The 12,749-nt window shown below is 73.0% G+C and carries 8 protein-coding genes; 4 read left to right on the forward strand and 4 right to left on the reverse strand.

The features are described 5' to 3' along the window. Nucleotides 1-252 precede the first annotated feature (252 nt). Nucleotides 253-1,494: a ribonuclease D gene (locus tag ACFRAR_RS27185; RefSeq protein ID WP_380700826.1), complete on the forward strand. Its 1,242-nt coding sequence runs from the start codon at nt 253-255 to the stop codon at nt 1,492-1,494. Here ACFRAR_RS27185 and ACFRAR_RS27190 read toward each other — a convergent pair whose 3' ends face one another. Beyond that, the gene (locus tag ACFRAR_RS27190) at nt 1,495-1,617 is read right to left on the reverse strand and encodes a hypothetical protein (protein ID WP_380700827.1); all 123 of its coding nucleotides are present in this window, start codon (nt 1,615-1,617) and stop codon (nt 1,495-1,497) included. Nucleotides 1,618-1,749: 132 nt separating this feature from the next. Between ACFRAR_RS27190 and ACFRAR_RS27195 the strand changes: the two genes are divergently transcribed. Next, a complete protein-coding gene (locus ACFRAR_RS27195; RefSeq protein WP_380700828.1) occupies nt 1,750-2,994 on the forward strand; it encodes a thiolase family protein in 1,245 nt (414 codons plus the stop codon). Nucleotides 2,995-2,996: 2 nt separating this feature from the next. Further along, nucleotides 2,997-5,144 carry a 3-hydroxyacyl-CoA dehydrogenase NAD-binding domain-containing protein gene (locus ACFRAR_RS27200; RefSeq protein ID WP_380700829.1) on the forward strand — a complete coding sequence of 716 codons (2,148 nt, stop codon included), beginning with the start codon at nt 2,997-2,999 and terminating at the stop codon, nt 5,142-5,144. A 94-nt stretch (nt 5,145-5,238) separates the two neighbouring features. Here the strand turns inward: ACFRAR_RS27200 and ACFRAR_RS27205 are convergent, their stop codons facing one another. The 3 genes from ACFRAR_RS27205 to ACFRAR_RS27215 all read right to left on the reverse strand — a co-directional run bounded on the left by ACFRAR_RS27205 (nt 5,239) and on the right by ACFRAR_RS27215 (nt 10,411). After that, a complete protein-coding gene (locus tag ACFRAR_RS27205; protein ID WP_380700830.1) occupies nt 5,239-6,786 on the reverse strand; it encodes an ArnT family glycosyltransferase in 1,548 nt (515 codons plus the stop codon). A 148-nt stretch (nt 6,787-6,934) separates the two neighbouring features. After that, complete coding sequence (gene dxs / locus ACFRAR_RS27210; protein ID WP_380700831.1) at nt 6,935-8,842, reverse strand: 1-deoxy-D-xylulose-5-phosphate synthase; 1,908 nt, start codon at nt 8,840-8,842, stop codon at nt 6,935-6,937. Between the two features lie 390 nt (nt 8,843-9,232). After that, a complete protein-coding gene (locus ACFRAR_RS27215; RefSeq protein ID WP_380700832.1) occupies nt 9,233-10,411 on the reverse strand; it encodes an ROK family protein in 1,179 nt (392 codons plus the stop codon). Nucleotides 10,412-10,878: 467 nt separating this feature from the next. Here ACFRAR_RS27215 and ACFRAR_RS27220 point away from each other — a divergent pair, with 467 nt between their 5' ends. Further along, complete coding sequence (locus ACFRAR_RS27220) at nt 10,879-12,576, forward strand: PQQ-binding-like beta-propeller repeat protein (protein ID WP_380700833.1); 1,698 nt, start codon at nt 10,879-10,881, stop codon at nt 12,574-12,576. Nucleotides 12,577-12,749 lie beyond the last annotated feature (173 nt).

A 12,749-nucleotide genomic window follows, 5' to 3' on the forward strand; every position in this document is an offset into this window, starting at 1 on the left:
GGGGGTGGGGGGGGGGGGCGGGCGCCCCCCCCCCCCCCCCCGCCGCCCCGGGCCCCCCGCCCCGGGGCCGCCCCGGCGGCGGGGGGGCCCCCCCCCCCCCCCCCGCGACGCTGTCCGGGGAGCGCGGTCGGCCGGCGGGCCCCGTCGGCCGGTCGGCGCCGGGTCCGGGAGCACCCCGTCGGGGGCGGTCGATCAACAGTCTGACCAGTCCGACAACACTCCCGGTCGCGAGGACCGTCGTACCCTTGGTGGGTGACCGACGCCGTAGCAGCCATCCCAGAAGAAGCAGCCCCGGTCCCGCTCCTCGAACCGAGGGAGGGGATCCCGCCCGTCGTGGCGGACGAGCAGGCGCTGGCCGCCGTCGTCGCCGCGTTCGCCGCAGGCACCGGACCGGTGGCCGTCGACGCCGAACGGGCTTCCGGCTACCGCTACGGGCAGCGCGCCTACCTCATCCAGCTGCGCCGCGCCGGGGCCGGCTCCGCCCTGATCGACCCGATCGCCTGCCCCGACCTCAGCGCGCTGGGCAAGGCCGTCGAGGACGCGGAGTGGGTCGTCCACGCGGCCTCCCAGGACCTGCCCTGCCTGTCCGACGTGGGCATGAGACCGCAGCGCCTGTTCGACACCGAGCTGGCCGGGCGGATCGCCGGCTTCGCCCGGGTCGGCCTGGGCCCGATGACCGAGAACGTGCTCGGACTGAGCCTGTCCAAGGAGCACTCCGCGGTCGACTGGTCCACCCGCCCGCTGCCCGAGCCGTGGCTGCGCTACGCCGCTCTGGACGTCGAGGTGCTGGTCGAGCTGCGCGACGCACTCGAACAGGAGCTGGACGGCCAGGGCAAGCTCGGCTGGGCGATGGAGGAGTTCGCCTCGATCGCCGCCGCGCCCCGCCCGGCCCCGCGCACCGACCCGTGGCGCCGCACCTCGCAGCTGCACAAGATCCGCCGGCGCCGCCAGCTGGCCGTGGTGCGCGAGATGTGGCTGGTCCGCGACCGGATGGCGCAGGACCGCGACGTCTCCCCCGGCCGGGTGCTGGCGGACGCCGCGATCGTCAACGCCGCGCTGGCCATGCCGCTGAACGTCGCCGCCCTCCAGGCCGTCCAGGGCTTCGGTCCGCGGGTGCACCGGCGCCAGCTGGAGCAGTGGCTGGCGGCCGTGCAGCGCGGCCGGGAGATCCCGGAGAACCAGCTGCCGCCGGCCGCCGCGCCGCACGACGGGCCGCCCCCGCCGCGGGCGTGGGCCGAGAAGGACCCGGTGGCCGCCGCGCGGCTCTCCGGCGCGCGCGCCGCGATCGCCGAGCTGGCCGAGCGCCACCACCTGCCGGCCGAGAACCTGATGACGCCGGACGTGGTCCGGCGGGTGTCCTGGCAGCCGCCGTCCGACCCGGGGCCCCAGCAGGTGGCCGCCGCGCTGCGCGGGCTCGGCGCCCGGCAGTGGCAGGTGGACCTGGTGGCACCGGCGCTGGCCGCCGTGTTCGCCACCGCCGTGGCCCAGGACTGATCACACCCGGGGCTGACCCGGCAGCACGGTGAAGGGGATGTCGTCCGTTCGGGCGACATCCCCTTCGTCGTACCCGGCGGCGGCGCTCCTGGTCGGACCGGGCGGGAACGTGTCGGGGGACACACGGTCGGATCCCTCCGCAGGGCCTGGGCAGGTTGGTTACCGACGGGTAGCATGACCGTGACGCGGCGCCCCCCGGATCTTCGGCGGCGGCCCGCCCACCTCGAATTGTTGGTCCCTGGGAGGAGAGCCCCCGTGCCTCGTACCGCGAGGGACGTCGTCTTCGTCGATGGCGTCCGCACCCCGTTCGGCAAGGCCGGCCCGAAGGGCATCTACCACGAGACCCGCGCCGACGACCTGGTCGTCAAGTGCATCCGGGAGCTCGTGCGCCGTAACCCGAGCCTGCCCGTCGAGCGCATCGACGAGGTCGCCATCGCGGCCACCACGCAGATCGGCGACCAGGGTCTGACCATCGGGCGCACCGCCGCCCTGCTGTCCGGCCTGCCGAAGTCGGTCCCCGGCTACGCGATCGACCGCATGTGCGCCGGCGCGCTGACCGCCGTGACCACCACCGCCGGCGGCATCGCCTTCGGCGCGTACGACGTGGTCGTGGCCGGCGGTGTCGAGCACATGGGCCGCCACCCGATGGGCGAGGGCGTCGACCCGAACCCGCGCTTCGTCTCCGAGAAGCTGGTCGACGAGTCCGCCCTGTTCATGGGCATGACCGCGGAGAACCTGCACGACCGCTTCCCGCACCTGACCAAGGAGCGCTGCGACGCCTACGCCGTGCGCTCGCAGGAGAAGGCCGCCAAGGCGTACGCCAACGGCGACATCCAGCCCGACCTGGTGCCGATCTCGATCCGCAACACCAACCCCGAGGTCGGCGAGACCGGCTGGGGCCTGGCCACCGTGGACGAGCCGCTGCGCCCGGGCACCACGATGGAGAGCCTGGCGGGCCTCAAGACCCCGTTCCGTCCGCACGGCAACATCACCGCGGGCAACTCGGCCGGTCTGAACGACGGTGCCACCGCCTCCCTGCTGGCCGCCGAGGACGTCGCCGAGGAGCTCGGCCTCCCGGTCAGGATGCGCCTGGTCTCCTACGCCTTCGTGGGAGTCGAGCCCGAGGTCATGGGCATCGGCCCGGTGCCGGCCACCGAGAAGGCGCTGGCCAAGGCCGGTCTGACCATCGACGACATCGGCGCGTTCGAGGTCAACGAGGCCTTCGCCGTCCAGGTGCTGGCCTTCCTCGACCACTACGGCATCGCGGACGACGACGAGCGGGTCAACCCGTACGGCGGCGCGATCGCCTTCGGCCACCCGCTGGCCTCCTCCGGCGTGCGCCTGATGAACCAGCTGGCCCGCCGCTTCGAGCAGCGCCCGGACGTCCGCTACGGCCTCACCACGATGTGCATCGGCTTCGGCATGGGCGGCACCGTCGTCTGGGAGAACCCGCACTGGACCGGGGCGGAAGAGTCGGCCGAGCTTGAGGGCGGTAAGTGACCATGAGCAACACCACTGAGCTGCTGACCCGCGGCGCCGAGCTGTTCCCCGGCGAGGTCGTCACCACCGCGCACGTCCGCCACCTCGACCTGCCGCTCCAGGCCGGCCGGCTGGCCCTGATCACCCTGGACAACGGCTTCGACCACACCAAGCCGACCACCTTCGGCCCGGGCTCGCTGCTCAAGCTGGACGAGGCGCTGGACCAGGTCGAGGCCGAGGCCGCCGAGGGCACGATCGTCGGTGCCGCGATCACCGGCAAGCCGTTCATCTTCGCGGTCGGCGCCGACCTGAAGGGCGTCGAGCTGCTCAAGGAGCACGCGGACGCGCTGGCCATCGGCAAGGGCGGCCACGACGTCTTCAAGCGGATCTCCACGCTGCCCGTCCCCACCTTCGCGTTCTACAACGGCGCGGCGATGGGCGGCGGCGTCGAGGTCGGCCTGCACTGCGACTACCGCACGGTCTCGGCGGGCGTCCCGGCCTTCTCGCTGCCCGAGGTCTTCCTCGGCCTCGTCCCCGGCTGGGGCGGCTGCACCATCCTGCCGAACCTGATCGGTGCCGGTAAGGCCGTCAAGGTCGTCATCGAGAACTCGATGAACCAGAACAAGCAGCTCAAGGGCAAGGACGTGTTCGAGCTGGGGATCGCCGACGCGATCTTCGAGCCGGCCGACTTCCTGGAGCAGTCGCTGCTCTGGGCCGCCAAGGTCCTCAAGGGCGACGTGGTCGTCGAGCGCGAGCCGATCGACCGCGGCAAGGCCTGGGACGACGCCGTCCTGTGGGGCCGCATGGTCGCCGACGGCAAGGTGCACGGCGCCGCCCCGGCCGCCTACCGGGCGCTGGACATCATCGAGGCCGCCAAGGGCTTCGACCTGGCCGACAAGGCGAGCCTCCAGGCCGGCTTCGACGCCGAGGACGCGGCGCTGGCCGACCTCATCATGAGCGGCGAGCTGCGCAGCGGCATCTACGCCTTCAACCTGGTGCAGCGCCGGGCCAAGCGCCCGGTCGGCGCACCGGACAAGTCGCTGGCCCGCCCGGTCACCAAGGTCGGCGTCGTCGGCGCCGGTCTGATGGCCTCGCAGCTGGCGCTGCTGTTCGCCCGCCGTCTGGAGGTGCCGGTGGTCCTCACCGACATCGACCAGGAGCGCGTCGACAAGGGCGTCGGCTACGTCCACGCCGAGATCGACAAGCTGCTCGGCAAGGGCCGGATCAGCCCGGACAAGGCCAACCGCCTCAAGGGCCTGGTCTCCGGCTCGCTGGACAAGGCCGCCGCCTTCGGTGACGCGGACTTCGTCATCGAGGCCGTGTTCGAGGAGATGGGCGTCAAGCAGGCCGTCTTCGCGGACCTGGAGGACGTGGTCTCGCCGACCTGTGTGCTGGCGACCAACACCTCCTCGCTGTCGGTCACCGAGATGGCCTCGAAGCTGAAGCACCCCGAGCGGGTCGTCGGCTTCCACTTCTTCAACCCGGTCGCGATCCTGCCGCTGCTGGAGATCGTCCGCGGCGAGCGGACCGACGACGCCTCGCTGGCCACCGCCTTCGCGGTGTCGAAGAAGCTGAAGAAGACCTCGGTCCTGTGCAAGGACCGCCCGGCGTTCGTGGTGAACCGGATCCTGACCCGCTTCATGGGCGAGATCCAGAACATCATCGACGAGGGCACCCCGATCGCCGACGTCGAGAAGGCCGTCGAGCCGCTCGGCCTGCCGATGTCCCCGATCGTGCTGCTGGAGCTGGTCGGCCCGGCCATCGCGCTGCACGTCTCGGAGACCCTGGCCAGCGCCTTCCCGGAGCGGTTCACCGTCTCCGAGAACCTCGGCCGGGTGGTCAAGGCCGGCAAGCGCGGCTTCTACACCTGGGTGGACGGTCAGCAGGTCCTCGACCCCGAGGTCCTGGCGCTGCTGTCCTTCGGCGACACGGTGCTCACCGAGGAGCAGGTCCGCGCCCGCTCCCTGGAGGCCGTGGCGCAGGAGATCGGCCTGATGCTGGCGGAGGGTGTCGTCGCCGAGGCGCAGGACATCGACCTCTGCATGATCACCGGCGCCGGCTGGCCCTTCCACCTGGGCGGGATCACCCCGTACCTGGACCGTGAGGGCATCTCGGAGCGGGTGAACGGCAAGCCGTTCCTCGCCCCCGGCGTGGCCTCGGTGCCCGCGTAGCACCACCGGACGCAGGAGCCCCGGTGACCGCCTGGTCACCGGGGCTCCTGCCTGTGTACGGGGCGCACACCCCGGTTCTCCGTGGACGGACGTCTCAGTGCTTGAGGCGGTAGATCACGGTGTCGGCGAAGACGCCGACCATCTCGTAGTGGGTGTCCAGCAGGTTCTCGATCCGGGGGACCATGACCGGCTGGTACGGGGCGATGCCGGAGTCGTCGACCACGACCTCGGGCAGGCCGTTGGCCAGTTCCCTGTCGAAGGTCTGCCAGGCGTTGGAGACGCTGAACTGCTCGCCGACGTTCTGGTTGCCGTCCTTGCCGCCGCTGTAGTTGGTGAGGAAGCCGGCGGTCAGGTAGCGGGTGGCGGGTTTGCGGTCGGCCAGCCAGTAGAGCTCGGGGTGCATGCCCCAGACCAGCACGGTGTCCTTGGGGGTGGTCTGCGCGGCGACGGCGGTGGCGACCTCGGTGTTGCGGTTCATCTGCTCCCCGGGCCAGGCCAGTGCCAGGCCCCAGAACACCGTCGCGGCGACCGCGGTGTACGCCAGGACGGGCTGCCAGCGGATCGCCGAGGTGGCGACGGCCCCGGTGCCCAGCAGCACCAGCGGCGGGATCAGCTGGAGGTAGTAGTGGCCGAAGAAGTGGAAGCCCATGCTGACCGCGACGACCGAGGAGAGCAGCCAGACCCACAGGTCTGCGGTCGAGCCGTGCTCCTCACCGGCGACCGGCAGCGGACGGTGGCGGTGCTTGAGCCAGAGCCGGCGCCCGACCGGGAGCAGGAAGCCCAGGCCGGCGGCGGCCAGGATGGCCGAGTTGCCGAACGCCCGGCCGAGCATCTGCAGCCAGGCGCCGCCGAAGGAGGCGTAGTCGCCGCTGCCGGTGACCACCCAGAAGAGGAAGCCCTTGGGCTTGGTGAGGATCACCGCGACCAGCGCTATCGGCAGGGTGAAGCCGAACCCGATCTTGAACAGCGCGGGCGGCCAGCGCACCCCGCGCCGGCGGGCGTCCTGGACGAGCATCCAGAGCACCGGCAGCAGCACCGCGCCGCCGGTCTGCTTGGTCAGTGAGCACAGCGCGACCGCGATGCCCGCGGCCAGCCAGCGGCGCCGTTCGGCGTACCGGAAGGCGGCCACCATGGCCGGCAGCATGAAGACCTCGAAGGTCGCCGCCTGGGTGTCCTCCGGGGAGAGCCCGATGGAGACCAGCAGGTAGAGCAGCCCGGCGCCGGCGCCGGCCCGGTTGCCCCAGCGGCCGCGGGCGATCGAGGCCAGCAGGATCGCGGTGACCAGGTGGGCCACCACCGCGAGGGTGCGCAGCGGCCAGAGCGAGGCGGAGCCGAAGACGGCGAAGCAGGCCTGGTAGAGCCAGGGCAGCAGCGGCGGCTTGCGGTCCACCACGGTGTCGTACAGCACCCCGCCGTCCGCGAGCATCCGGGCCTGGGTGGCCAGGAAGCCCTCGTCCGGGCTCCAGACGGGCCGGGCGAAGGACGGGATGTGGGTGAGCAGCGCGACCAGCGCGAGCACCGGCACCAGCCTGGTCCAGTACCGCCCTCCTTGCCCGCCCTCGGGCAGGAGGGGCCCGGTCAGCACACGGGTGCGGACGCGCTCGGCCAGTCCGGTGAGGCGGAGGGAGGTGGGGGTCGGCACGGTTGACAACCTACCGGGCGGGACCGGCGCCGGTGGCGCCGGTCCCGCCTTTCAGTACGATTGTCGGCTTGTTTTGCGACGAACTGTTACCGAGTCACGACGAAGGCCGTCGGTGGAACGGGAACGCGAGGAAGGGGACAGCCCCTCGTCAGGCCTCGACCGGCGCCGCGTCCAGCTTGGCGACCAGCGCCGTCACCTTCCGGGCGATGTCGGGGGCGTTCAGGCCGATCTCGGCCAGGATCTCGGCCCGGCTGGCGTGGTCCAGGAACTCCTGGGGGATGCCGAAGTCCCGCACCGGCAGGTCCACCTCCGCGTCCCGCAGCGCCTGCGCCACGGCCGCGCCGACGCCGCCCACCCGGCCGTTGTCCTCGATCGTGACGACCACCCGGTGCTCGGCGGCCAGGCCCGGCAGGGCCGGGTCCACCGGCTTGACCCAGCGCGGGTCCACCACGGTGGCGGTGATGCCCTGGGCGGCCAGCAGGTCGGCGACCTCCAGGCTGGTGGCGGCCATCGCGCCGACCGAGACGATCAGCACGTCGGCGCGGTGGGCGCCGGAGGGCTCCTCGGCGGCGCGCAGCACGTCCATGCCGCCGACCCGGCCGACCGCGGGGACGGCCGGGCCGACCGTGCCCTTGGAGTAGCGGACCACGGTCGGGGCGTCCTCGACCTCGACGGCCTCGCGCAGCAGCGCGCGGACCTGGTCGGCGTCGCGCGGGGCGGCCAGTCGCAGGGTCGGGACGAGCTGGAGCATCGACATGTCCCACATGCCGTTGTGCGAGGCGCCGTCGTCGCCGGTGACGCCGGCCCGGTCCAGGACGAAGGTGACGCCCAGCTTGTGCAGGGCGACGTCCATCAGGACCTGGTCGAAGGCCCGGTTGAGGAAGGTCGCGTAGACCGCGAACACCGGGTGCAGCCCGTTGGTGGCCAGGCCGGCGGCGCTGGTGACGGCGTGCTGCTCGGCGATGCCGACGTCGAAGATCCGGTCCGGGAAGGCCTCGGCGAACGGGGCCAGGCCGACCGGGTGGAGCATGGCGGCGGTGATGCCGACGATGTCCCGGCGCTCGTGGCCGAGCGCGACCATCTCCTCGGCGAAGACCGAGGTCCAGCTCCGGCCGGCGCCGGCGCTGACCGGCAGGCCGGTCTCCGGGTGGATCTTGCCGACCGCGTGGAAGCGGTCCTCGTCGTTGTTCTCGGCGGCGTGGTAGCCGCGGCCCTTCTCGGTGAGGCAGTGCACGATCACCGGGCCGCCGAAGCCGCGCGCCTTGGTCAGCGCGGACTCCAGGGCGGTCAGGTCGTGGCCGTCGATCGGGCCGATGTACTTGAGGCCGAGGTCCTCGAACATGCCCTGCGGGGCGATGAAGTCCTTGAGGCCCTTCTTGGCGCCGTGCAGCGTCTCGAACAGCTGCTGGCCGACCACCGGGGTGCGCTGGAGCGCGTCCTTGCCCCAGGACAGGAAGCGCTCGTAGCCCTGGGTGGTGCGCAGGGTGGCGAGGTGGTTGGCCAGGCCGCCGATGGTCGGCGAGTACGAGCGCTCGTTGTCGTTGACGACGATGACGACCGGGCGGTCCTTGGCGTCGGCGATGTTGTTGAGCGCCTCCCAGGCCATGCCGCCGGTGAGCGCGCCGTCGCCGATCACCGCGACGACCGGGTCGTTCTTGCCCAGCAGCTGGTTGGCCTTGGCCAGGCCGTCGGCGTACGAGAGGACGGTGGAGGCGTGCGAGTTCTCGATCACGTCGTGCTCGGACTCGGCGCGGGACGGGTAGCCGGACAGGCCGCCCTTCGACCGCAGCCGGGAGAAGTCCTGGCGGCCGGTGAGCAGCTTGTGGACGTAGCTCTGGTGGCCGGTGTCGAAGAGGATGCGGTCGCGCGGCGAGTCGAAGACCCGGTGCAGCGCGATGGTGAGCTCCACCACGCCGAGGTTGGGACCGAGGTGCCCGCCGGTCTTGGAGACCTCGGTCACCAGGAAGGTCCGGATCTCCTGGGCCAGTGCGGCCAGCTGTCCGGGCGTGAGCCGGTCGAGATCGCGCGGTCCCCGAATGCGGGTCAGCAGGGCCACCCGTTCCTCCTCGTTAAGTGTTCGCGGACCGCGGACGGTCCGGCGGGCGTCGCTTCCCGGTCCGGCGGCAGGCCGACGGCACCGGCCGGCGCCGACCGGTCGAGTCTAATGTCCGGCTGCCGGACGCCGAGCGGCACGCCCGACGGCGCCGCTCGGTTCCCGCCATTTCGGGAGGTCGGGCCAGGATGCCGGTCACCCTGCGTTGACGCAAGGGAGTTCGATCTTTTGTGATGGATTGTTCACGACCCTGGTTGCGGACGCCGCTTCCCGGGCGACGGCGACGCGGTTCGGATGCGATCCGGACGCGGCTCGAACGTGGATCCGGACGCGGCTCGGGCGAGGCTCCGGGTGCGGCTCCGGGTGCGGCTCGGGCAAGGTTCCGGACGCCGCTCAGCCCCGGCCGAGCGCGCCGGACTCCCCCATCTCGCTCATCACCAGGGCCAGCGCGCCGAGCACCTCGGCCCGGCCGCCGAGGGTGCCGGGGACGACCGAGAGCTGGCGGGCGGCGCTGGGGATCGCGTAGCGGGCCACCGAGTCCCGGATCGGGGCGAGCACCAGCTCACCGGCCTCGGCGAGGTCCCCGCCGAGGATCACCCGGCGGGGGTTCAGCAGGTTGCACAGCGTGGCGACGCTGGTGCCGATCTGCCGGCCCGCGTCGGCGATCACCCGGCGGCAGCCGAGGTCGCCCTGCTGGGCCAGCTCGACCACCCTGGGCAGGCTGAGGTCCGGGCCGAGGGTGGAGGCGAGCAGCGAGAGCAGGTAGCGGGAGCCGACGAAGGTCTCCAGGCAGCCGCGGTTGCCGCAGCGGCAGACCGGCCCGGCCTCGTCCAGGGTGATGTGACCGATCTCGCCCGCGGTGCCGCCCGGACCGCGGTAGATGTGGCCGTTCACCACCAGCCCGGCGCCGACCCCGCTGGCGACCTTGATGTACGCGAGGTCGTTCAGCCCCCGGCCGGCCCCCCAGACCAGTTCGCCGAGCGCGCCCAGGTTGGCGTCGTTGTCCACGTGCACCGGCATGCCGAGCCGCTCGGCCAGCTCCTTGCCCGGGGCGATGCCCGTCCAGCCGGGCAGGATCGCGGTGGAGCCGAGCGCGCCGGTCTCCACGTCGATCGGCCCGGGCACGCCGAGGCCGACGCCGATCACCTTGTCGGACCGGAACCCGGCCTGCGCCAGCAGCCGCTCGACCATCGCCTCGGCGCGGTCGAAGCCCTGCTGGGCGGAGACGTCGACGTCGATCGGGGCGCTCTCCTCGGCCAGCACCCGGTGGGCCAGGTTGCCGACCGCGACCCGCAGGTGGGTGTGGCCGAAGTCGATGCCGACCACGATGCCGGCGTCCCCGCTGAGCGAGACGCTGCGGGCGCGGCGGCCGCCGGAGGAGGTGTCGGCGACCACGACGGTGCCGCTCTCCTTCAACTCCCGCACGATGTTGGACACGGTGGCCGCGGACAGGCCGGTGCCGCGGGCGATCTCCGCCTGGGTCAGCGAGCCGGCCATCCGCACCGCGCGGAGCACCCGTTCCAGGTTCGCCCGGTGCAGCGAGGACTGCGAGCCCGGTGTGTCCGTCGACATGATCCACCCTCCCAGGGCGGGGACCCCTCCGCCGGGCGTCCCCTTCAACTCCTGAAGGGTACGGCCCGGGGCCCCGGCGGGGGTGCCGGGCGGGGCGGGCGGACGCGCCCGGGGGCGCGGGCGGAGGCGGACCGGTGCGAGCCGCCGTCCCGGGCGCGGGGTGGGGCCGCGGTGCTCGGGAAGTGAAGGTGTTGCGCGTCCCGGGCCCGCGGATCCGGGGTTCAACGGTCCGAGCGGCGGCCGAAATGCGCGCACCACTAGCATGGTGCCCAATTCTCACCCGCCCCACCGGAACCGTGGACGGTACCGGGCAGGGGGCGCTTCCAGACATGACGGGGAATCAGATGGCAGGGGATCACCCTACGCCCGGGGCAGGCGAAACGCCCGGCAGCGGTCCGCAGGACAACCGGGGCGTCCCGTTCGGCCCCCCGCCGGGCGGCGTGGATCCGGCCGCCGTCGCGAACCAGATGACGCAGCTCGACGGCGCGGCCGTACCGGGCCAGGCCTCGCCCGCGGGCCCGCCGCCCGCCCAGCCGCCGGCGCCGCCCTTCCAGCCTCCCTCGCAGCCGCCCGTGCAGCCGCCCGTGCCGCCCCTCGGCAGCCCCGAGTACGCGCCGTACGCGCCGACCGCGACCGGGTTCCCCACCCAGGCCCCGCCGCCCCCGGGCGCGCCGGTCGGCCCGTACGACCCGGTCCCCGGCAGCCCGTACGGCGCCCCGGACGCCGGGCAGGGCTACAACACCGGCGGCTACAACTACCCGCCGCAGCCCGGGTACCCCTACCCGGGCGCGCCCGTGCCGCCCGCCGCGCCCAAGCAGCGCAACCCCGTGATGCTGTGGGGCGGGATCATCGGCGGCGTGCTGGCGATCGCGATCGTGGCCGCCCTGGTCGTCCTGCTCAAGGACCCCAAGCCGGACCCGGCACCGGACCCGACGCCGGCACCGGCCACCGGCGGCACCACCGCCGACGGCGGGACCAGCACCGGCCCCACCCCCGGCCCCGTCACCAAGGGCGCCACCTTCAACGTCGCCTGGACCGCCGCCAAGCCGGCCGCCTCGGACAGCTCGAACCAGATGCTCGGCATCTGGGGCACCGACAAGCTCGCCGTGCGCGTGGACAGCTCCGGCATCAGGGCCTACAACCTGACCGACGGCAAGGAGGCCTGGAGCATCCCCGCCCCGGCCGGCAGCAAGGAGCTGTGCACCGCCTCGTACGGCGCCAACTCCAAGGGCGTCGCCGCCGTCTCCTTCAACACCGGCGACAGCGACTGCTCCACCGTCGGCGCCGTCGACCTGAACCAGGGCAAGATGCTCTGGAGCGTCAAGGTCTCGGCCGACCGGATGTCCTCACCGACCCTCAGCGTCACCGAGAACGTGGTCGCCGTCGGCGGCAACGCGGTCGGCGCCCTGAACATCGCCACCGGCCAGCCGGCCTGGCAGTACCAGCCGCGCGACAAGGACTGCACCGTGCGCGCCAAGGCGGCCGGCGCCCAGATCGCGGTCAGCGACCGCTGCTACGGCACCGGCGGCCCGAAGTCGCAGCTGGTCATCGTCAACGCCGAGACCGGCAAGGCCGCCGGCACCCCGATCACCCTCACTGGCAGCATCGAGGAGGTCGACTCGGTCGTCCAGGACAAGCCGCTGGTGCTGCTGATGTCCAACGGCCCGCAGGGCGACTACGTCCTGCCGTTCGACAAGGACAACAAGCCGGGCAACCAGATGTCCGTCAAGGAGCCCGGCGCGGACAGCCTGCGGCTGTCCGGCCAGGACGAGGCCATGACCCGGAACGTGGTCAGCGGCAGCACGCTGTACGTCCAGGTCAGCGGCGGCAAGTCGGCCGTCAACGCCTACGACCTGAACACCGGCAAGCGCCTGTGGTCGGCCACCTCCGGCTCGGCCAACAACGACATGCGGCTGGTCGCCGGGACCGACAAGGACGGCAAGGTCCGCGCGGTCGTCGACCAGGGCTACAACAAGCCGGCCCGGCTGGTGACGCTCTCGCCGACCGACGGCTCGCTGTCCGACATCGGCAGCATGGCGATGCCGAGCAGCATGGGCATCGGCATCAGCACCTCCGAGTACCTCGTCGCGGAGAACGGCGCCGAGGTCTACGCGTTCCGCCGCTACAGCGCCAGCGACGGCCCGCTGACCAAGTGGAAGAAGTGACGGCGGGACCGCCACCGGGGGCGGCCGGGGGTTCGTGACCCCCCGCCGCGACCGCCGCCGCGGGGCGGGGCGGGGGGCGTGAGCCCCCGGCCCCGCCCCCCCGGGGTTTTCCGGGGGCCCCCGACGTTGGTGGGGCGTGGGTGAGGTGCCACAGCCAGTCGGATGGGGGCAGC

Source organism: Kitasatospora sp. NPDC056651, assembly GCF_042792155.1.
GTDB lineage: Bacteria > Actinomycetota > Actinomycetes > Streptomycetales > Streptomycetaceae > Kitasatospora.

Bases quoted from the DNA above. Each gene is read 5' to 3' on its own strand.
- ACFRAR_RS27215 (WP_380700832.1), bottom strand. From the start codon at position 10,411: ATGTCGACGGACACACCGGGCTCGCAGTCCTCGCTGCACCGGGCGAAC.
- ACFRAR_RS27220 (WP_380700833.1), top strand. From the start codon at position 10,879: ATGACGCAGCTCGACGGCGCGGCCGTACCGGGCCAGGCCTCGCCCGCG.
- ACFRAR_RS27200 (WP_380700829.1), top strand. From the start codon at position 2,997: ATGAGCAACACCACTGAGCTGCTGACCCGCGGCGCCGAGCTGTTCCCC.